This window comes from Sphingobium sp. TA15, assembly GCF_037101235.1.
GTDB lineage: Bacteria > Pseudomonadota > Alphaproteobacteria > Sphingomonadales > Sphingomonadaceae > Sphingobium > Sphingobium indicum.
On the sequence record NZ_AP025355.1, the window covers coordinates 2,244,816 to 2,264,103 of the forward strand.

General features: G+C 63.7%; 20 protein-coding genes and 2 pseudogenes. 1 reads left to right on the forward strand and 21 read right to left on the reverse strand.

Annotation, left to right across the window (positions count from 1 at the left end):
* The 7 genes from trbE to Sj15T_RS11230 all read right to left on the reverse strand — a co-directional run bounded on the left by trbE (position 1) and on the right by Sj15T_RS11230 (position 7,565).
* Complete coding sequence (trbE, locus tag Sj15T_RS11200) at positions 1–2,451, reverse strand: conjugal transfer protein TrbE (RefSeq protein WP_013041093.1); 2,451 nt, start codon at positions 2,449–2,451, stop codon at positions 1–3.
* Entirely contained in the window at positions 2,445–2,705 is a 261-nt protein-coding gene (locus tag Sj15T_RS11205; protein ID WP_013041094.1) for a VirB3 family type IV secretion system protein, read from the reverse strand. The genes trbE and Sj15T_RS11205 overlap by 7 nt, the downstream gene beginning before the upstream one ends.
* Positions 2,702–3,049: a TrbC/VirB2 family protein gene (locus tag Sj15T_RS11210; RefSeq protein WP_197532066.1), complete on the reverse strand. Its 348-nt coding sequence runs from the start codon at positions 3,047–3,049 to the stop codon at positions 2,702–2,704. Before Sj15T_RS11210 ends, Sj15T_RS11205 begins: the two co-directional genes overlap by 4 nt.
* A complete protein-coding gene (gene trbB / locus Sj15T_RS11215; protein ID WP_049775175.1) occupies positions 3,046–4,002 on the reverse strand; it encodes a P-type conjugative transfer ATPase TrbB in 957 nt (318 codons plus the stop codon). Before trbB ends, Sj15T_RS11210 begins: the two co-directional genes overlap by 4 nt.
* 62 nt (positions 4,003–4,064) lie before the next feature.
* Positions 4,065–4,481 carry a hypothetical protein gene (locus Sj15T_RS11220; protein ID WP_013041097.1) on the reverse strand — a complete coding sequence of 139 codons (417 nt, stop codon included), beginning with the start codon at positions 4,479–4,481 and terminating at the stop codon, positions 4,065–4,067.
* On the reverse strand, positions 4,478–6,499 hold the full coding sequence (locus Sj15T_RS11225) for a conjugal transfer protein TraG (RefSeq protein ID WP_013041098.1): 2,022 nt from the start codon (positions 6,497–6,499) through the stop codon (positions 4,478–4,480). The genes Sj15T_RS11220 and Sj15T_RS11225 overlap by 4 nt, the downstream gene beginning before the upstream one ends.
* Positions 6,500–6,644: 145 nt before the next feature.
* A complete protein-coding gene (locus Sj15T_RS11230) occupies positions 6,645–7,565 on the reverse strand; it encodes a HEPN domain-containing protein (RefSeq protein ID WP_041386066.1) in 921 nt (306 codons plus the stop codon).
* A 225-nt stretch (positions 7,566–7,790) separates the two neighbouring features.
* Here Sj15T_RS11230 and Sj15T_RS11235 point away from each other — a divergent pair, with 225 nt between their 5' ends.
* Positions 7,791–8,015 carry a CopG family transcriptional regulator gene (locus tag Sj15T_RS11235; protein WP_041386067.1) on the forward strand — a complete coding sequence of 75 codons (225 nt, stop codon included), beginning with the start codon at positions 7,791–7,793 and terminating at the stop codon, positions 8,013–8,015.
* Between the two features lie 125 nt (positions 8,016–8,140).
* Here the strand turns inward: Sj15T_RS11235 and rlxS are convergent, their stop codons facing one another.
* From rlxS to Sj15T_RS11305, 14 genes and pseudogenes are all read right to left on the reverse strand, one after another.
* Positions 8,141–10,153 (reverse strand): relaxase/mobilization nuclease RlxS, encoded by a 2,013-nt coding sequence (gene rlxS / locus Sj15T_RS11240; protein WP_013041101.1) that lies wholly within the window; start codon positions 10,151–10,153, stop codon positions 8,141–8,143.
* Positions 10,154–10,532: 379 nt separating this feature from the next.
* Entirely contained in the window at positions 10,533–10,679 is a 147-nt protein-coding gene (locus tag Sj15T_RS11245) for a hypothetical protein (protein WP_167532622.1), read from the reverse strand.
* 272 nt (positions 10,680–10,951) lie between these two features.
* Positions 10,952–11,640: pseudogene (locus Sj15T_RS11250) on the reverse strand (pentapeptide repeat-containing protein).
* A 93-nt stretch (positions 11,641–11,733) separates the two neighbouring features.
* Positions 11,734–12,384: a lytic transglycosylase domain-containing protein gene (locus tag Sj15T_RS11255; RefSeq protein ID WP_013041105.1), complete on the reverse strand. Its 651-nt coding sequence runs from the start codon at positions 12,382–12,384 to the stop codon at positions 11,734–11,736.
* Entirely contained in the window at positions 12,372–12,944 is a 573-nt protein-coding gene (gene lepB, locus Sj15T_RS11260; protein ID WP_013041106.1) for a signal peptidase I, read from the reverse strand. The genes Sj15T_RS11255 and lepB overlap by 13 nt, the downstream gene beginning before the upstream one ends.
* Positions 12,941–13,198 carry a helix-turn-helix domain-containing protein gene (locus Sj15T_RS11265; RefSeq protein ID WP_013041107.1) on the reverse strand — a complete coding sequence of 86 codons (258 nt, stop codon included), beginning with the start codon at positions 13,196–13,198 and terminating at the stop codon, positions 12,941–12,943. Before Sj15T_RS11265 ends, lepB begins: the two co-directional genes overlap by 4 nt.
* Before the next feature lie 175 nt (positions 13,199–13,373).
* On the reverse strand, positions 13,374–13,694 hold the full coding sequence (locus tag Sj15T_RS11270) for a DUF736 domain-containing protein (RefSeq protein WP_013041108.1): 321 nt from the start codon (positions 13,692–13,694) through the stop codon (positions 13,374–13,376).
* 873 nt (positions 13,695–14,567) lie between these two features.
* Positions 14,568–14,903, reverse strand: a complete 336-nt coding sequence (mazF, locus tag Sj15T_RS11275; RefSeq protein ID WP_013041111.1) for an endoribonuclease MazF — start codon at positions 14,901–14,903, stop codon at positions 14,568–14,570.
* Complete coding sequence (locus Sj15T_RS11280; protein ID WP_013041112.1) at positions 14,903–15,145, reverse strand: AbrB/MazE/SpoVT family DNA-binding domain-containing protein; 243 nt, start codon at positions 15,143–15,145, stop codon at positions 14,903–14,905. The genes mazF and Sj15T_RS11280 overlap by 1 nt, the downstream gene beginning before the upstream one ends.
* Positions 15,146–15,269: 124 nt before the next feature.
* Entirely contained in the window at positions 15,270–15,479 is a 210-nt protein-coding gene (locus Sj15T_RS11285; protein WP_013041113.1) for a hypothetical protein, read from the reverse strand.
* 180 nt (positions 15,480–15,659) lie between these two features.
* On the reverse strand, positions 15,660–17,534 hold the full coding sequence (locus Sj15T_RS11290; RefSeq protein WP_013041114.1) for a ParB N-terminal domain-containing protein: 1,875 nt from the start codon (positions 17,532–17,534) through the stop codon (positions 15,660–15,662).
* Positions 17,535–17,650: 116 nt separating this feature from the next.
* Positions 17,651–18,052: a DUF2958 domain-containing protein gene (locus Sj15T_RS11295; RefSeq protein WP_013041115.1), complete on the reverse strand. Its 402-nt coding sequence runs from the start codon at positions 18,050–18,052 to the stop codon at positions 17,651–17,653.
* A pseudogene (locus tag Sj15T_RS11300) lies at positions 18,049–18,303 on the reverse strand (zincin-like metallopeptidase domain-containing protein); the annotation flags it as partial. The pseudogene Sj15T_RS11300 and the gene Sj15T_RS11295, both read right to left, overlap by 4 nt.
* 56 nt (positions 18,304–18,359) lie before the next feature.
* Positions 18,360–19,262: a zincin-like metallopeptidase domain-containing protein gene (locus tag Sj15T_RS11305; protein WP_013039035.1), complete on the reverse strand. Its 903-nt coding sequence runs from the start codon at positions 19,260–19,262 to the stop codon at positions 18,360–18,362.
* Positions 19,263–19,288: the final 26 nt, after the last annotated feature.

Here is a 19,288-nt window from a genome sequence, read left to right on the forward strand (position 1 = left end):
TCATTTCTCCTTGGACTGGAGGGAAACAGGGGATGGAAAAAGCTCAAGATCGTCCGCTGCTGCCGGGAGGCCGCAGCCGCGCAGGAAGTGGCCCGCAAATCCGTCGAGACCATGTCCGGTGATGATCGCATCGATCCGGCTCTGGGTGTCGGGGTCAGACGCACCGCATAGAGCGAGGGCGACCGGTCCCAGATCCAGTTCGAACAGACGGTTGCCGCGTTGGGACTGGAGATAATAATGGCGCTTGGGCGTCGCGCGGCTGATGAGCTCGATCTGGCGCGCATTGAGGCCGAAACGCTCATAGGCTGCCCGCGATTGCGGTTCGACTGCCCGATCATTGGGAAGCAGGATGCGCTGGGGACAGCTTTCGATGATGGCAGGCGCAATGCTGCTCTCGCTGATATCGGCAAGGCTCTGTGTCGCGAACAGCACCGCCACATTCTTCTTCCGGAGGGTCTTCAGCCATTCCCGGATGCGCGCGGCGAAGAGCGGATCGTCAAACAGGCTCCAGGCCTCATCCAGGATCATCAGCGTCGGCCGGCCGTCAAAGCGCTGCTCGATCCGATGGAAAAGATAGGTGAGGACCGGAGCGGCCAGCCCCTTGCGCCCCATCAACGCCTCGGTTTCAAAACATTGGACATCGCGATGCGCGAGGCGCTCCTCCGCGGCGTCCAGATATCCGCTATGGCTGCCATCCAGCATATAGGGCGCGAGCGCCAGCCGAAGGGCATTGGACTGGAGAAGAAGCGACAGGCCGGTCAGCGTCCGCTGTTCGACCGGGGCCGTTGCGAGACTGGAGAGCGCCGACCAGAGCGCGTCCTTGATCTCGGGGGTCAGCAGCACCCGTTCCTGGGCGAAAATGCCACCCAGCCATTCGGCCGCCCAGCCGCGCTCGCTTTCCCTGTCGATATTACGCAACGGCTGGAAAGAAAGCAGATCGCCTTCCCCATCACCGGCGCCCAGCGCATGGTGGCTGCCCCCCATGGCAAGCACCGCCGCGCGCGCCGAGCGGCCCATGTCGAACATGATGACGCGGGCACCGGCATAACGGCGGAACTGGAAAGCGATGAAGGAAAGGAGAACCGACTTTCCCGCGCCGGTTGGCCCCACGACCATCATATGCCCGACATCACCGACATGGGTCGACAGGCGAAACGGCGTCGATCCGCTGGTCTTTGCCTGGAACAGCGACGGCCCGGCGAGGTGACGATTGCCATCAGGCCCGGCCCAGACAGCGGAAAGCGGCATCAGATGCGCGAGATTGAGGCTGTGCACCAGCGGCTGCCTTACATTGGCGTAGACCTGCCCGGGCAGGCCCGACAACCAGGCCTCGACCGCATTGACGGTTTCGCGGATGCAGGTGAAGCCAAGCCCGTTCACAACCCGCTCGACGGCCCGGACCTTTGCCTCGACAGCAGCGGGATCGCGATCCATCACCGTGATCGTGGTGGTCAGATAGCCGAAGGCGACATGATCGCCGCCCAGCGCCTGCAGGGCGAGGTCCGCGTCGATCACCTTGTTGTCTGCGTCGCTGTCGAGCAGCTGGGCCGGCTGATTGTACATCACCTCGCGCAGCAGCGCCGCGACCGATTTGCGCTTGTTGAACCATTGCCGCCGGAGCTTCGTAAGCGCGCGGGCAGCGTCGCTCTTATCGAGCGCGATGTACCGCGTGACCCAGCGATAGCCGAAATTCTGGTGATTGAGGGCGTCGAGCAGGCCCGGCCTGCTCATATTGGGGAAACCAAGCAAACTCAGCGTACGGACGTGCTGCCCGCCAAGGCGGGGTTCAAGACCGCCGACAAGCGGCGTGTCCGCCAGCAGGCCATCAAGAAAGAAGGGTGTCTCGGGGACATGCACGCCATGATCCCGGTCCGACACGGCCGCATGGAGAAAGGTCAGGGTTGCGGCATCATCCAGCGGCTGGATTTCAGGCATGAAAGTGCTGAACAGATCGATGATCCGCCCTGTCTCGGCCATGAAGCCGCCGAGCGCCTGACGCCAATCACGCTGCCTGTCCTTCCCTTCGCGCTCGACAAGATGCCGTCCAGCCGCATCGCTGCTGTCAGCAGGCGGCAGCCACAGGAGGGTTGCATGATATACGCTCTCGAAATGCTGCTCGTGAGACGCGAATTGCGCACGCCGTTCCTGATCCACGAGCCAGGAAGCCGGATCGACGAAAACGCCATCGGGATAACCCTGCGCTTCCCGTCGGTGGGCCTCGAAGAAAATCGCCCAGCCCGAACCGAGCCTTTTCAAAACATTATTCGCGCGCGCGCAGGTGGCAACCAGTTCCGCTTCCGTTGCGCTCTCAAGGTCTGGCCCACGGAAGCGGAATGTGCGCTGGAAACTGCCATCCTTGTTGAGGACCACGCCGGGCGCGATGAGCGCGGCCCAGGGCAGATGGTCGGCGATGCGGTCGGCGCGGGAGCGATATTCAGACAGGTTCAGCATGCCCAATATCCCTTCTGGCGGAGATGGCGAAGCAGGACGGGCGCAAAATCAGGATCGCGGCGGGTCGCTATGACCGCGATGCTGTGCCCGATCGCCCATGCCGCAATCCCGACCAGCCATATCTGAAGGCCAAGGCCGATCGCAGCGGCCAGGGTGCCATTGAGGATCGACAGGCCCCGGGGCGCCCCGCCCAGCAAGATGGGCGAGGCGAGGCTCGCATGGATGGGGACGTCGAAGCCTTCGATCGCGCTCATGCCACGAGCGCCCCGCCGCCGAAGCTGAAAAAGGAAAGGAAGAAGGACGATGCGGCAAAAGCGATGGAAAGGCCGAAGACGATCTGGATCAGGCGGCGAAATCCACCCGAGGTCTCACCAAAGGCAAGCGTGAGGCCGGTCGTGATGATGATGATCACGGCGACGATCTTCGCCACCGGTCCCTGCACCGATTCCAGCACCTGTTCGAGCGGCTGTTCCCAGGGCATGCCGGAGCCGGCGGCATGCGCGGCGGCCGAAGCCATGGCAAGGCCAGCGGCGAGCATGATGGCGACTGACCCGGCACCGTGAAGGACGGCTGGTTGGGGGAATGATTTTCTGGTCATAAAGCTAATCCTGTGGGGGTTGGAGGGACGAGGAGTTCGATGAGCCGGTAGCCACCCTGCGGGTCGAGACCATCGACCCGCGCGAGGCTGGTGACGCGCCGCGACGCGCCGCGCCCGGACAGAAAGACGATGAGGTCGATGGCCTCTGCGATAAGGGCGCGCGGAACCCTCGCCACCGCCTCCTGCACCAGGCTTTCGATACGGTTGAGCGCAGCGGCTGGCCCATTGGCATGGACAGTCGCAATCCCGCCGGGGTGACCTGTATTCCAGGCCTTGAGCATATCGAGGGCTTCGGGTCCCCTTACTTCTCCAACGATGATCCGGTCGGGCCGCAAGCGGAGCGTGGAACGCACCAGGTCAGTCATCGTGACGATGCCCGCCCGCGTGCGCAGCGCCACGGTATCGACCGAAGGGCTTTGCAATTCGCGCGTGTCTTCGATCAGGATCAGCCGTTCCTCGGTCGCCCCAATCTCGCCCAGCAGGGCATTGGCGAGGGTCGTCTTGCCCGAGCTGGTGCCGCCGGCGACAAGGATGTTCCGCCGCTCATGCACCGCGCAACGCAGAAGCGCCGCGGCGGTGTCGCTGATGATGCCATCGCTGACATAATCGCTAATGCTGTAGGGCCGGGACGCCGACTTGCGGATCGCGAAGCAGGGACCGGCCGAAACCGGCGGCAGGATCGCCTCGAAACGCTCGCCGGCCCTTCCTTCGGCCTGCGGCGGCAGTTCCGCTGATAATATGGGTGCGCTGGCATGGACCTCGGCACGGACATGCGAGGCGACCAGGCGGATGATCCGTTCGACTTCGCTGGGCCCAAGGACAATATCGGTATCGACACGTCCTTCACCCAACAGATCAAGCCGCAGGGCGCCATCGGGATTGACCATGATCTCGATGACGCGGGGATCATCGAGCGCGGCAGCGATGGCCGGGCCCATCGCGCTGTGCAGCATGGCCTTGCGCCGTCCGGCTGCCGTTTCAGCGCGCGCCGTCGCCGTGGATGTTTCGTGCCTGGTCACCCCTCGCCTCCTTTAGCCGATGGGGCAGCGATCGTCCGCTTGCCAGTCGCGATCTGGCGGCCAACCTGGCTGATGAACGCCTCGAAGCGCTGGCGTCCCTGGGCGCGTCCAACCTCGTCATTGTCCCCGAGCGGGGGCGTCACCATGAGTTGGTAGCGGATGAAGAGAGCCAGGCTCTCGACCATTATGTCGATGTCGCGGCGGGCAGCTGCCAGTTCCTTCGACAGTTCATTGAGGCGCATGCGCAGCGCCGCTTCCGCCTCACTCGCGCCGCGATGGCGCAGCCATGTCCGCAACGCATCATTGACCAATCGGCTTTTATTCCCTGCATGGCCGGTAGCCATGGCATCGAGCGCATCGCCGATCTCGCGGTCGATATAGAGATTCTGGCGGATCTTGGGCGCGCGCTTCATAGCCCCAACGCCTTTTCATGGGTTGACGCGACATCGATGGCATGGCCGCGGATGACCGGCGCCATGCGCTGCGCCTGCTCCATCGCGCGCTTGTCGGAAACGACATCCTCATCCTCGATGATGGAGCGATCCATCTCCAATTCGGAATTCTGCCTGCCGGTCCGAATCTCGGTTTCAAACGCCGGATGCCGATGCTGCTCGCGCCCGCCTTCGTCTGCCGCCTGCCCGGTGACAGCTGCGGCAGCCAATGTGCCTCCCCGCTCGGCAGGCGCACTCCAATCATCTTGCCGCGACGGGGGAATGTCGGAATAGGCCTTGTCGCTCAGCAGCGGCGGCGCTCCGACACGAGCGGCGAAATTGGGATCGCTATAATAGCGCAGCTTCTTCGCGCGGATCGGCGCCATGCCGGCGACGAGAACCAGTTCCTCGTCGGCCGAAAGCTGCATCACTTCCCCTGGTGTCAGAAGCTGGCGCGCGGTTTCCTGGCGGCTGACCATGACATGGGCGAGCCACGGCGAGAGCCGGTGCCCCGCATAGTTGCGCATGGCGCGTTGTTCGGTTGCCGTCCCCAGCGCGTCGGATATACGCTTCGCGGTCCGATCGTCATTGGTCGCAAAAGCGATACGGACGTGGCAATTGTCGAGAATGGCGTTGTGTTCGCCATAGGCCTTCTCGATCTGGTTGAGGCTTTGCGCGATCAGGAAGGCCCGGATGCCGTAGCCGGCCATGAAGGCAAGGCTCGTTTCGAAGAAATCCAGCCGGCCAAGCGCGGGGAACTCATCCAGCATCATGAGGAGCTGGTGTCGGCTTGTCGTCCCGGCCTGCTGGTCGAGCCGTTCGGTAAGGCGCCGCCCGATCTGGTTCAGGATCAGCCGGATCAGCGGCTTGGTACGGCTGATGTCGGAAGGCGGCACCACCAGATAGAGCGAACAGGGCTGCGTGCCCTCCATGAGATCGGCGATCCGCCAGTCGCAGCGCGACGTCACTTGCGCGACGGTGGGATCGCGATAGAGGCCAAGGAAGGACATGGCGGTCGAAAGCACGCCCGATCGTTCATTCTCGCTCTTGTTCAGCAATTCCCGGGCGGCGGAGGCGACGACGGGATGGACCTGCGGATGCTCCTTCGTCCCCAGATGGTTGGCGGTCATCATAAGATGGAGCGTTTCCGCAAAGCTCCGGCGGGGATCGGAAAGAAAGGTCGCCACATGGGCGAGCGTCTTTTCCTCCTCGGCATAAAGAATATGGAGAATGGCGCCGACCAGCAGGGAATGGCTGGTTTTTTCCCAATGATTCCGGGTTGTCAGCGCGCCCTCGGGATCGACAAGGATATCGGCGATATTCTGGACGTCCCGGACCTCGTCCGCGCCACGGCGGACCTCAAGCAGGGGATTGTAGCGGGCGGAGCGCGCATCCGTTGGATTGAACAGCAGGCAATGCGAGAAGCGGGCGCGCCAGCCTGCCGTCAGAGTCCAGTTCTCCCCCTTGATGTCGTGAATGACCGCGGATCCGGTCCAGGACAGCAGGGTCGGGACGACCAGGCCAACGCCCTTGCCCGAACGCGTGGGCGCAAAGGCCATGACATGCTCCGGTCCCTCATGACGCAGATAATGGTCGCCATGTCGGCCGAGCATGACGCCGGCCGACCGATACAGCCCCGCCCGCCGGACATCCCTGGGGCTCGCCCAGCGCGCCGAGCCATAGGTCGTCACCTGCCGGGACTGGCGGGCGCGCCATAGCGAACCGAAGATGGCGGCTGCGCAGCCGACGAACCCGCTGGCGGCAGCCAGCGCGCCTGCCTTGTCGAAGACGATCGGCGCATAGGCGTCGAAATGATACCACCAGAGAAAGAGCGACCAGGGGCGATAGACCGGGATGTCGCCGAGCATAAACCAGGCGGACCCGAGCTGGGGCTGATAGGCGAGCATGGCCGCCGCCCATTGAGTGGCTGCCCATAGGCCTGCAAGGACGATGGCCAGCACAATGAGGATCTGGCCGATCAGCAATTTGGTCGGGGTCACGGTTTTGCTCCCGCCCGCCGGACTGGTCCGGTTCGAGCGGGTTCAAGAATCCGTCACGGCGCTTCGGAAGGACATGGTGCAGATCGGCGCAGATCGGCTCAGTTCGGACGTCAGCTACGGATTTAGGCGATCATCGCCCGATCGATCAGGCCCCGGCATCCACCCGAAGCTGTTCGATTCTTTCGCATGCCGATGTTTCGACGGCATCCCGCAACATGCGAACGGACCGGGCAATCGCCTCAAGATCCTCGATGCTAATGGCATACGCAGCCGAGTAACGCGCCTCGACATAGGCGCGCTTCAACAGTTCGAACAGGCGACGCTCTGCCCTTGTGCCCCGTGGCCAAGCGGAGATGAGACGCGAATCAATGTCTTCGGCAAGGGATCGGAGAAACTTGATATTATGAGAGCGTGGGAAATACAGTGTTTGGACGAGTAGGAAGCAGATGTACAATCGTTCTGTTGCTTGATGGAAAGAGAATGCAGCATCTTTCCGCCAACCTAAATCTTCAGATCCTTTCACAGCCTGATCATCTGCTGTGACTAGCGCACGGTTTGCACTTTCCATCCAACGTTGATGGTAGGCTAGTGCCATCTCATAAGCGTCCCGAGCCGTCAGCGGCTGCGGCGCTACCAAACTTGATCCCGGCAATTCGTAGAGCACGATTCCTTCACGAGCGATATCGACCCAGAAATATTCACCCTTCCGCAGTCCCTGATTCACTTCATCGAGCGTATGGACGATGATGTTGACGGGGCGGCGCACAGCGTCATCGTGCAGGATCTTGTCCTCGGCGATATACCAATAATCAGCGATGTCAGTGAGGTCGGCATGGCTGACGATGATCAGCAGATCGAAATCGGACTGATAGCCATTTTCGGGTTCATCGACCCAATCCGTGCGCGAATAGCTCCCAAAGAGGATGATCTTCAGAATCCGTCCGTTACGCTTCCAGGACTGGCTTGCGCGGGACGTCGCCTCGGCAAATTCACCAAGGAGAATTTTCTGGACCCGCGCCAACTCGCCGCGCTGGACATCCGGCAGGTGATCAAGATCCGCTTTCATGCCGGGATTCTCGCGGGATTTCCTTCCCTTGGCAAGCACCTATGAACTTGTCCTGGAGAAGCGAAGCGTGCACAATCATGGGGCAGGGACAAGAGCAGCGCTTCCCGACCACGGCTGTTGCATTTGCTTGCCAAGCCAAGAGCCTTTTGAACAACTTTCATGACGATTGGGAGTGATGAAGATGGCAACAGGAATCGGGGTCTTGACGGCCCATGTGCCGGTGGGATGGCCGATAAGATCGATGCCCCGGTCGCTCGCATCGAACGTTCACGAAGGTGGATCATGAAGCAGGCTCTGGCGGCATGGATCAATCAGGAGGAAGAGCGGCACAAGATGACGCTTGAAGCCTTGGCAGATGTAGACGCTGGCCGGGTGATCGATCATCAGAATATTCAGGCCTGGGCTGACAGCCTTGCGACCGACAGCCAGCGGCCTACGCCCACCGCGTGAAGATTCAGTGGACCAGCAAGGCCTCGTCGGTTCCTTTGCGCCTGGGGCCGGTCGCACCTGATGCATCCTCGCGTGTCGTATCGCGAGCGGCAGTCTCCACGTAAATGAAGACGGTCTTCCCAAGGTCAACTGATCGTCGGCCCGCCTCGACCCCGCCCGAAGGACCAACTCACCCCATCTTCGCGCATCAGGCCCGACACGCTTTGGCCGACACGCCGCTCCAGCACCGACCGCCAGGGCACAAGCGCGAAATCCCGCGACCTTTCGAGCACCGCAAAGCGCCCGGAGATCAGGTCGACGCGCCGCCTGTATATGCCCTCCAGCTTCTCGCCCTCCACGGTCTCGGCGAAGGGCAAGGCCAGTTCGCGCGACAACTGGCCGGCCACGCGCAAAAGCTCGCGTCGCCGCAGGACTGCAAGGAGATCCCTGCGATAGCGGATTTCACCTTCGCCCTGCTCGGCCAACCCCTCCTCCACCAGCCATTGCCGCCGGCGCGCCAGCGCATCAGCCATGTCTCGGCCAAACCCCGCATTGCGCAACTGGGGAGGATCGCCGTCGAGCAACGTGCGATCGAGCCAGGTTGCGGCATGGGCGGTCGCCAGGTCCGCGACACCCACGGGCGAGAGCATCTCGATCATGACGGGCTGGATCCTGAGTTGCCGACGCTCGAACGCCGCCACGCGACCGAAATGGTCGGGGGCGATGACCCAACTCCCGTCGCCCGAACGCCCGGGAATATCCCCGGCACGCGCAAGCGCCTCGAGCCTGCGGACATGCGCCTCGACATAGTCCGAACGCGCGCCCGGGTCATGGAGGCGATGCGCTTCGCGATCATAGCGCCCGCCATTGCCAGCCGCGATGGCGGCGATCGTTCGATCGACCTCGCGGACGACCGCTTCCCTCGGCCTGATAGCGACGACCGCGCCGCCCGGCTGAGAACTGTCCCCCTCAGCCTGCGATGGCGGGAGCAAATCGCCGGTGTCGCCCTTGCCGACCGGCACATAATGAGAGCGTCCGTCGATGCCGTCGATCAGCAGAAAATGACGATCCTCCAGTTCGCCCGCAAGCCCGTGCATGAGTATGCGCCCAATAAGCGGCGGAGTACCTGCCTCGGCCGGATCATAGATCAGCCGGTCGGCGCTCGACCGCTCCAGCAGCAGCCGTGAAAATTCGCGCTGCATCGTGCGGATAATGTCTCCCCGTTCACCCATGGCGCGGAGGACGGTTTCGAGATCGGGGTCAAGCCGATAGCGGCCGGTGGGCAAAGGCTCGGCCAGTCCCATGCGCACAAGACGCCCAAGCCTGCTCGCCTGCAGGTCATGCTCGAGAGGATCGAGAGCCACAGGTTTGACGACATGGCCATCAGCGATGCGGAGCAGCGAACGGTCGATCGATGTAAACCTGTCCTGCGTGATTTCCGCGCGGCGCGAGACGAGAATTTCGCGATCGCTTCTGGGGCCAAGATCGAGTTCAACGAGTTCCGCCGCACGCTCACGCAATCCCCTGCCGATATAGTCGCGCGCAATGACGAGATTGTCGCCATCCTGATCGACACCCCGGAGCAGGATATGGCTGTGCGGATGGCCCGTATTATAATGATCGACCGCGACCCATTCGAGCCGCGTGCCGAGATCCTCTTCCATCTGCATCATGAGACGGCGGACAAGGGGCTTCAGATCCTCATATCGATCGCCATCCTCCGGCGCGACGATGAAGCGGAACTGATGCCTGTCTCCATTGCCCTTCTCCAGAAAGGCCTTGCCGTCGGCATGGTCCTCCCCCGGACCGTAAAGCGCGCTGCGCTCACCCGCCCTATTGGTTCCGTCCCGCTGCAGATAGCGCAGATGGTCAACCGCCTGGTTCCCGCCCTTGCCGCCCAGCCTCACAAGCCGCGCCTTGACGATGACACGCCGGCGCCGGAAGAACGCATTGCTTGTCCCAACGCTAAGCAGCCGGCCGATGCCAGCGCCGCGCCCATAGCGATGGCCGGAAAAACCGGCTCGTCCCTTTCGTCCTGGCCCCGCGCCGCGCGCCAGATTGGCGGCGGCGACCACGCTGCTGGCATAACGCCGCGCCTTGGGCCCACGCGACGCGCCCTGCCGTCCAAGCCGGGGCGCGAAATCCTCATCATCGGCCATCGCATGGTTCCTGCTCTGGCCCCTCTCGTAGCCAGAGTGCGGCATCTTCCGCGCCATGGGAAGCGGTGCCGCCAGAAAGCCCGGAAATCCGCGCCTTTCAGATGGACTTGGCACTGGACAAGCATCCATCCCGAAATATGGCACCAAGAAAAATGATGTGCAGACAAGAGGTTAGACGGCCTCTGGTGCCGGCACCTTTATCTTGCCTTCCGCGACTCCCTCCGCACTGGGCCCTCTTCGACCGCCTGCCCTTCATCCCATCGATCCTGTACATCGCCGCCATCACGCACCGGAAAAGACATCCATCCGGTCCTGCCGCGAACGAAAGGAAAGCCCGGGACAGCGCCCAATGGCACTGTTCCGGGCATGGCTGGCGTCATCAAGGGGCTGCCTCGTACACCTCTGCTAGACGGTCTCGTTCGTCCAGCGCAACCTGCAATTCAGCCGCGATCTGCCGCGCTTCCCGACGGTCCCGACAGTGGCTGAGTTCAGCGCGCAGTTCCTCGATTTGCTGTTCAATCGACATTCCAGCCTCCATCATCTTGCGAAAGATGAAGACGTCGCCCGCGGTGGAACGGGCCGGGTCAAGGACCGCGAAGCGGCCGCGCCAGCGGCGATGGGGGTCACGATTTTTCGTGGGGAAAGCGCAGCGTCCCCCACGAAAAATGGTGGGGCCCCGTCGTCCTTGAGGCGGCCCGTTCCGCCCCGGCATCATGGGAAAGCCTGAGCGGATTTTCCTCTTTCCTCGCCTGGCCATGCGTGTGCCCTGGGCGACAAGCCCGCGAATTTTGCCTGGCGCTAGCGCACCTTCAGTCCGAGTTCGCCCAGCAATTCTCCGGCCTGCGCACGCGATAGGGTTGCGCCGCGGAAGAGGCTTGCATCGACGAGCCGCAGGCCGCCAATATCCGCGCCGCGCAGGTCCGCGCCGTCGAAGCGCGATCCCGCCATGCTGGCATCGCGCAGGCTGCACTCCTCGAACACCACCTGCCGGAAATCGCACTTTCGAAGATCGGCCTGGGAAAAATCGACCTTCCGCAGCCTGTCATGGCGAAAGGAAAATCCAGGCAATCGCGCATTGATGAGGAGCGTTTCCTCGATCCCGATCTCCATGGCGGAAGCATCGTAAAGTCCGCGCCAGTCAGCTTGCATCCGCTGAACCGCGCTCCATAAAGCTTCGCCCGACGGAAGGCGGCATTGTTGAAATCGCTGGCCTGGAAGCTGGATTCTGCAAGGGCGGCGCCGGTAAAATTGGCAAAGGCACCCCGACAGCCGTGCCAAGCCGCACCCTCCAGGTTCGCACCGCTCAGATCGGCATCCCGCAGGTTGCAGCGCTCGAAGTGCCAGCCGCTGAGGTCGAGCCGGGACAGGTCGGCCTCTTCCAGGTCGCAATCGACAAGATGGCGGCAAGTCGAGGGGCTGAGCTGCTGAACATCGTCACGCGACAGCGATCGGCCGCACAGCATATGCTCGGAGGAAAGGTCGTCCATCGCTCCCTCCTAAATCCGAAATGGTCGCTATTCCACAACCGCCTTGTGGTGCGGCCTGCCCCTGAATGCTGAACAACAGGACAAGGCCGATGCTCAATAGGCCCGGCGTACGGCGAAAAGCGGATCGGATTTCGCTATGCCCTCAGTTGGCGTGCCGGCAGGCTCGGCTGCGGGTGGCCTGGCACGATAGATGAACAGGAACGGAGGCTTTGTCGCCGGCGGGTTTAGCTGGGGTGGGCGTAGCGGCGACAGCGTCCGAGCGGCCCCGAGCGATGCAGTGATATTGGCCATATAAGCGCGCGTTTCCGGCGGCAACGGCCGGCCTTCGATGAGAAATTGCCGATAGCGCTCGGGACCGGCATGATAGGCACCGAACAGCCCCGGATAGCCGAAGCGCTGGTTCATGGCGGCAAGATAGGCGGTGCCCGCAACGATATTGTCATGGGGATCGTGCGGGTTCTGTCCGAGCCCATGAAGCCTTCGCATGTCCGCCCAGGTGCCGGGCATCAGCTGCATCAGGCCCATGGCCCCGGCGGAGCTGGTGATGGGCCTGCCCTGCCAGACCGTGCGGCCGCCGCTCTCCGCGCGCATGACCGCCTCGACCCATAGCCGGTCGACCCCGAAACGGACCGACGCCTCGGCTATCTCCCCGGCCCAGTCGGCAACTGGGTCGGCGCGCAGCGGTGTTGCCCAAAGGATCAGCCCCGTTGCGATCGACCGCAGGCATCGCGTCAGCCCAGCCATAGCGGGCTCGCCTTGCCGATGATGTCGGCCTCTCCCACCGGCCCGAAATAGCGGCCGTCGAAAGATGCCGGAACCTTGTCCATGAGGAGGAAATAGCGGCCGGGACGCAGACCCTCGCAGCCCTCCCACCAGGGCAAGGTCCGGCCCATGCTGTCATGCAGGAGGCGTCTGGCGACCAGCTTTCCGTCCAGCGTCACCCTCTCGCCGCGCGCGCAGATGATGTCGCCCGGAACGCCGATAACGCGCTTTACCAGCGGCACGTTCATGGGGAGATAATGCCGCCGCGCAGCAAGCAGGCGGGCCGGATAGGGCGCGCGCGCCACCACCATGTCGCCGCGCGCGAGCCTTGCCCCGGGGGACACCAGATAGAAGCCGACCGGGGCGCTCGCTGTCGCATTCCAGAGTAGGCGCGGGGGCGGCGGGAAGGCGATGGTCGCCCCCAGCGCAAACGCGCCCAACCCGATCCAGAGGGCATGGCGCCGCAGGCGGCGGCGCCTGGCGCGTGCCGCGCGCAACGCCTCACCCCAGGCGAAAAGCGGGAGGTCGCGGGGCCGGCTCATGCGCCTTCTCCCGACCTGTGGGCCGCCGACCACGCATCAAGATCATCGACATGATAGCGCCAGCTTCCGCCATGCATGCGGCAAAGCGGCCCCCGCCCCTGATGGCGCAAGCGCTTCAGGGTGTTGGCGGCGATCCCCAGATGAAAGGCCGCCTGCTTGGCGGTCAGATAGGGGCAGGTATTCCGCGCGACCCGGGCGCGCTCGGCCAGGTCCCGCGGTTGGGCGCCGGGCCGTTCCTTCGCATGATCTTCCATGGCTGTTTTCCTTCGCGACCCGGCCCCGGAAGGGGCATGTGGGTCAGATCGGCCCATGCTGGGGCGATCCGGCCCATCGCGGCACGGTCGGAAAATGGGGGGCGCCCTTTTCGACCCCCGTCGCGATCATCCGGTCCCGGCCGCATGGAAAGCGGCCGGGACCGGCGACGGACCATCAGTCAGCCGGATTCCAGATGATGGCGAAGGCATCCTCATCATCCTGCCCGGCGGCCCGGCCCAGATTGGCGTAAAGCCGACGGGGTCCGAATTCCGGGGCGGCAAGGCTGAGCGATACATAGTCCTTGCCGGAGGTTTCGCTGATCCGGATCCAGCCCGCCCCGATCTCAACCCCCGACGCCAGGACGCGATAGTCGGGCTGGGTACTGCCATTCTTGTGGCTGTTGGGGATGATCTCGACATCGGTACGGATCGAGAGGGTGCGAAGCTGGCCCTTGAAGCCATTTCCGTTGCGGGTGACATAACCGATTGCAGCCATTTTCTGTCTCCTGTCGTGTGCCCGCGAACCATTTCCGGGCGACAGCAGGCCAGGAGGGCCGGGCCGCAAAGGCCTCACGCACCGCAGGCCGAAGCGTCAGCGAAGGACCGGCCGGCCAGCCTTATTTGGTCCGCGAGGAGCCCTGCCAGGGGCGGGGAAATAAGGCGCAGCCGAGCCGGTTGCGGGAGGGTGGGCCCGGCCCAGAAGCCTGCTTTTCAAGGCGCCGGGATGGATCGCGCGGCAGCACAATCGGGAAACGATGGCATGCATGGCCCGTCAGTCCGACAACCAGGAAAGAAGGCCGCGTTGCATCATGCCACGGTCCGTTTCGAATGGCCCCAGATGCGTGAATGGCATGTGCTCATATCTTTCGTGGAGAGGTCAGCCGGGTGCGACAGAGGCGGCTGGCCAGTCAGGAATTCCGGTCACAATGGCCATCGCGGCCCGCGCTCCGCTATCGAGGACTCTCGCTCGACCCTATGCCAATCTCGGCCGGGCGCCCGTCAACCAGCAGCGCCCGCGCTTCACCCGCACGACGACTGATCGTCAAAAAGCGACGGGTGCATCATCCCGTCACACAAGGCCTGCGCTGTGGCTATCAGAAAATCCAAGGGTTCCGACTCCAGCCGGTCCACATCTTTTGGGAGAGGAAATATGCCGACAAGGCCGACATCAATGCCGCTATTCCTATGGCCGCGAAAGGGGCAAGCGACATTGTGCGGCCCTTCGGCAAAGGGTATCGACAAGTTGGCATCGTCCTCGGCCCTGGACCCGCTGGAGCGGTCGATCTGGCTGAATCAGGTCGACCGCTCCATTTCCCTGATTGACCGCGATTACTCAACCGTCAGATGATGCCATCTGACTGGAAATCGCTCAAAGACCCAGAAGTGTGCCTATCTTGGCGCGCACCTCATCGATCACGGCCGTTGATACGGAGCCCTTTTTCTTCGCTCCCCGCGCCTTCCAATCGAGGCTCTTGATCTGATCGGACAGCACGATGCTGGGCGGTGCCTGGGACACGGTCACTTCGAAAGGATAGCCCTTGATCTGGCTCGTCATCGGGCAGCAAATCATCATGCCCCGCAGCTTGTTGTAGGCCGCAGGTGAGAGGACGAGCGCAGGACGATGCCCCGCTTGCTCATGTCCGGCCTGGGGATCGAATTGCAGCCACACAATATCGCCAGTGTCCGGAATATAGCGACTGGCCATCAAAGCACTTCATTGCCGACCGGGGGACCAAAATCGACAATCTCGTGGAACGTCTCCGGCTTCATGTCCGCAAGCAATGCGTCGAGCGTATAGACAGGCTTCAGGACGGGCTCGATGATGAGCCGACCGCCTTCCTGGCGGACTTCGACCTCCTGACCGACATTCAGCGCGGCCGCCGCCATGATGGCGGAGGGAATCCGGATTGCCGCGCTATTGCCCCACTTCTTTACCTGAATACCCATCGGACACTCCCTTGTATCGACATTGATGATACACTAGCAGAATGACGCAATGTGTCAACAAATGTATCTACATTCCAGGCAGAAGAAGCCGGGTATCCAGGTGGCGCGCGCGGCCTGATGCCGGTCAGTGACGCCGGATCACCATGCCGCTCTGATCACACAGCCTGCAAACGCCCTTGAAGCGCTCAAAACCATGGCTTCCGGCCAGTTCATGGCTTACATCGCTGGCAAGCGCCACATCGTCCAGCGAGAGTTTCTGCGCGATGCAAGGGTCGCATACAGGTTCGGGCGCAAGGCGTGGGACGAAACGCGCTACCTCGTCCAATATCTTCATGATCTGCCCTACGACACGCCGTTCCCATGCGGGACGGCGCGGGGAGAGGCAAGGAGAAATGGGCCGCGCGCCCAGGCCGGAACGGCGTGGGCGCGCGGCCCATTTTTTTCATACTGTATCTCGCTCAGGCCCAATGGACGGGATCGCCGCGCGATCCCGTCCACCCCATATGAGCCTCCGTCAGGCCGCGAGCCGGTCCTGCTCGGCGCGATGCCCCAGCGCATCCCTTTCCTCTCCATCGGGGTCGGGCAGGGCCGCGCCGCCCTGCGGCGGCACCGGATCATCCTCGCGGTCCTCCGCCGCACTCGCCGCCGCCCAGGCCGCTTCATGGGCGCTGACCGATCCGACGCCGCCGCGCGCGGTATAGGCGGACGGCGGAAAGGCCATCCAGCGCGGCACCCATCCGGCGCGCGCCTGCCGCCCATTTTCCCCGCGCAGATGGTCGCCCAATATCCGGCGCTGGGTCCGGGCCTTTTCCTTCACATTGGCCGCCGCGACAGCTTCCCCTGCCACCTCAGCGAGCAAGGCACCCAGCAATTCGCGATCCCGCAGCAGTGCAAGAAAGGCGTCGTCGCTCGCCCACCATTGTCCCATGTCGAGCCCGAGAACGAGGCCGACCGCCTCGACGGCGGCGCTGCCGCTGGCGAGGCTTTCGCCCATGACAACCGCCACAATGTCCATGAGCGCGGCTTCGGGAAGGTCGAGCATGCGGTGAAACAGCGTGACAAGATCGGGTGCGTCATGGCCGCCGAGAAGATGGGCCTCGTCGGGATCAGCGCACAGCAGCGCCAGCACCGCGCGCCGCCGCTCGTTGAACAGGGCCTCGCCCCGGCTCGCGGCGAGGCTCTGCGCGACATCCTCATGGCGCGCCGTCTGGGGTTCAGGCCGTATCGACCAGAGCGATGAGCCTGCGACCGCATGGGCCAGCATCAACCGCAGCGCGATGCCGGGCCGGTCGAGCAATGCCGCGCGTACGGCGGCATGGCGATGGAGATCGACATAGATATTGAGGGTGGAGGTGAGTTCGGGACGAACCACCCTTGGCCGGTCTGCATCGCCCTGCCCTGCTGCCTTCAGCCGGGCTTCCTTGCGGCTGAGATAGCCCTCATGGATGACGGCCTCGCCATTGGAGCGCAGATCGACATAGACGCGCCCGCCCTTGCGCTTGGGCGCCTTCTCATATTCCCAGACCGAAAAATGCTCGTTGACGGGTATGATCACCACATCGCTCCAGCCCGCATCGAGCCACGCCTCCCGGCGCGCGGCGATGGCGGCATGTTGCGCATCCCAGAAGAGAGCGGCATCGGCAAAATAGGCGTCATCGCCAAAAAGGTCGGAGACGATGGCAAGGCCGCTTGCCTGCGCGTCAAACAGGGCATGGCGGACCGGAATGGACTGTCCGCCAAAAAGCCATGCCTTCAACTGATGCCCAATGGGCGCAGAGCCATCCTCGTCATCGAGCAGGGCAAGCCATGCACGCTGCTGGCCTTTCGATGCCATGGTGAGGTGCCGCACCGTCGCGCGGTCAACGGCCTCCCGGTCGTAGAGCTGGCGGATGCGGGGCAGGAGATTGCCCAGAGCAAGGATGCGCCGCACGGCGATGTCGGGAAGACCGAAGGTCGCGGCGATATCATCCACGCCGCGCCCTTCCTTCACCAGCCGGGTGAAGGCCTCCCATTGCGCTACTTCGGAAGGATCGCGGCGCGCGGCATTCTCGATCAGCGAAGCCTCGATTGCATCGGCATCATCACCCGCCTCGAGAATGGCGCAGGGGAGCGCGGCACATTCGGAATCGGCCTCGCCCGCCGCGCGTTTTTCCTGCCAGACGGCGCACGCGGCATGAAAGCGGCGGCTTCCGGCAATGATCTCAAACGAGGGCGCGCCAGTGGCTGCCTCTTCGGCTGCACATGGGCAGGGCCGCACGATGACGGGCTGGATGACACCGCGCCTGCGCACCGTCGGCAATATGTCGCTTATGTCGGGGGCCTTCCTGCTCCATCGCATATTGGCCTTGCTGATGCAGAGCCGGTCGAGGGGAATAAAGTCTAGTTTCATGGGATACTCCATTGTCGCAAATGGCAGGCCCTGCCGCGAACGGACCGTCGCGGTCGGCAGATGACAGGACCTGTCCTTGAATGGGCGGCAAGCGGCCGCCCGCGCCTTGCCGCCGCTCAAGGCGGCGGAAGCTCGTCGGTCGGCCGGGCCGTGAGGCTGCGGGCGAGAAAGGACTGGGCTGCAAGGATCGATCCGGCACGGCGCGCCGTGTCGGCCCAGACCGAAAGCGGATGCAGCGAGGTAAAGGCAAGGTCGCGCTCGATCCGCAGGCCAAAGGGCAGGCGGATGGCCTCGATCTCTCGCAGCGAAAAATATCCCAGTTCCGGGCAGCCAAAGCCGAGATCGGCGAGGCCGAACAATGTGTCGCCGTCCCGCGCCAATTCGGTGGCCAGCCAAGTCGCGGCTCCCAAGGGATTGAAGAATTTGGCGATGGGGCAAGGGTCAGAGCCCAAGGTTTCGGCGCTCGCCCGCGCCTGCGCGCGCAAGCGGGCGCGCAGTTCATAGGAAAGGAGGATCATGCCGCCCTCCCATCCATGGACGTGGCGGCGATGGCTGGATCGGGTGCGCCCTCTCCACCCACGCCCTGCCGGGCAGCGCGATGCTTCTCCAGCAGCCAGTCGGCGGCAAGGCTGGCCGCGCGCGCCGCGCGGAAAATGGCCCTGCTGTCCTCGCGAAGCACGGCCAGCCACGCGCCGATATAGTCGGCATGCCGCACGGTCGGGACGATCCCCAGCGAGGCGCAGAGGAAGGCCGATCCCATCTCGGCGACATATCCTGACAGTCCAGCCCTAATGTGACTTCTACCGCAAATTTTCGGGGCGCTTATCATGCGGCGATCTCCTCAGGCTGGGGCTGCTGGGCGTGCATCCAATCGGCGGCCGCCTGCGCCTTGCTGGCGGCGGTGAAGATGGCGCGAGGGTCGTCTTTGAGTGCGCGCAACCACGATGCTACGTAGGCGGCATGATCGGCCCGCGGATGGTGAGCGATCCTGAGGTCGGCGAGTACGAACGATGCGGTCAGTTCAGCGCAAATTTCCTCGATCGCCAAGCTGTCGCGCTTGAAACGTTCGGCAAAGTTGCGGTCGAGCCGGTGCTTTGCCCCTGTGGCGTGGGCCGCCTCATGCAAAAGCGTGCCCATCTGTGCTGATGCATCCCGAAACGAGGCAAAGGTCGGCATGAAGATGTGATCGAGGTCGATCCGGTAGTGCGCATCGTAGGCGCCCTCGGTGATCGGGATCTTGAGGGCCGCGACGAAAGCTTCGGCGTGCCCGAACCGCTCGCCCTCGGGTAGAACTGCGACAGGTGGGGGTTCATAGCCCTCGACCTGGGCGAGGTTGAACACGGTGAAGGCCCGCGCGAACATGCGGCCGGGTCCGGCTTCGCCATCGTCATGATCATCATCGGCGCGCGATGCGGCCTGTTTCCAGAACACAACCGTCGTTCCGCGTTCACCTTTGCGGACCTGTGCGCCAAGCGATGCCCACTGGCGATAGGTCCCCCAAAGACCGCTGGAATAGGCAGCCGCTTCGGCTGCGATCCAGAGCGCGAGCACGTTGACGCCGCGATAGCGGCGGCGAGAGGTGACGTTCTGCGGCCTGGTGGTGGCAGCGCCATCATGGTGCCAGGGCATGCGCCAATCGCCGGCCCCGGCTTCGATGGCAGATACAATCTCGGTGGTGATGCGCGAATAAACGTCGGCTCGCGGCGTCGCAGGGTAGGATCGGGACATGGCAGGTCTCCACGACGGGCGGAGGG

Bases quoted from the DNA above. Each gene is read 5' to 3' on its own strand.
- lepB (WP_013041106.1), bottom strand. From the start codon at position 12,944: ATGAGCCGGCCCCGCGACCTCCCGCTTTTCGCCTGGGGTGAGGCGTTG.
- Sj15T_RS11235 (WP_041386067.1), top strand. From the start codon at position 7,791: ATGGCCGATAAGATCGATGCCCCGGTCGCTCGCATCGAACGTTCACGA.
- Sj15T_RS11270 (WP_013041108.1), bottom strand. From the start codon at position 13,694: ATGGCTGCAATCGGTTATGTCACCCGCAACGGAAATGGCTTCAAGGGC.
- Sj15T_RS11265 (WP_013041107.1), bottom strand. From the start codon at position 13,198: ATGGAAGATCATGCGAAGGAACGGCCCGGCGCCCAACCGCGGGACCTG.
- trbE (WP_013041093.1), bottom strand. From the start codon at position 2,451: ATGCTGAACCTGTCTGAATATCGCTCCCGCGCCGACCGCATCGCCGAC.
- Sj15T_RS11220 (WP_013041097.1), bottom strand. From the start codon at position 4,481: ATGAAGCGCGCGCCCAAGATCCGCCAGAATCTCTATATCGACCGCGAG.
- Sj15T_RS11245 (WP_167532622.1), bottom strand. From the start codon at position 10,679: ATGTCGATTGAACAGCAAATCGAGGAACTGCGCGCTGAACTCAGCCAC.
- Sj15T_RS11305 (WP_013039035.1), bottom strand. From the start codon at position 19,262: ATGTCCCGATCCTACCCTGCGACGCCGCGAGCCGACGTTTATTCGCGC.
- rlxS (WP_013041101.1), bottom strand. From the start codon at position 10,153: ATGGCCGATGATGAGGATTTCGCGCCCCGGCTTGGACGGCAGGGCGCG.
- Sj15T_RS11230 (WP_041386066.1), bottom strand. From the start codon at position 7,565: ATGAAAGCGGATCTTGATCACCTGCCGGATGTCCAGCGCGGCGAGTTG.
- Sj15T_RS11210 (WP_197532066.1), bottom strand. From the start codon at position 3,049: ATGACCAGAAAATCATTCCCCCAACCAGCCGTCCTTCACGGTGCCGGG.
- Sj15T_RS11295 (WP_013041115.1), bottom strand. From the start codon at position 18,052: ATGATCCTCCTTTCCTATGAACTGCGCGCCCGCTTGCGCGCGCAGGCG.
- trbB (WP_049775175.1), bottom strand. From the start codon at position 4,002: ATGCTGCACAGCGCGATGGGCCCGGCCATCGCTGCCGCGCTCGATGAT.
- Sj15T_RS11280 (WP_013041112.1), bottom strand. From the start codon at position 15,145: ATGGGTATTCAGGTAAAGAAGTGGGGCAATAGCGCGGCAATCCGGATT.
- mazF (WP_013041111.1), bottom strand. From the start codon at position 14,903: ATGGCCAGTCGCTATATTCCGGACACTGGCGATATTGTGTGGCTGCAA.
- Sj15T_RS11290 (WP_013041114.1), bottom strand. From the start codon at position 17,534: ATGAAACTAGACTTTATTCCCCTCGACCGGCTCTGCATCAGCAAGGCC.
- Sj15T_RS11205 (WP_013041094.1), bottom strand. From the start codon at position 2,705: ATGAGCGCGATCGAAGGCTTCGACGTCCCCATCCATGCGAGCCTCGCC.
- Sj15T_RS11285 (WP_013041113.1), bottom strand. From the start codon at position 15,479: ATGAAGATATTGGACGAGGTAGCGCGTTTCGTCCCACGCCTTGCGCCC.
- Sj15T_RS11255 (WP_013041105.1), bottom strand. From the start codon at position 12,384: ATGGCTGGGCTGACGCGATGCCTGCGGTCGATCGCAACGGGGCTGATC.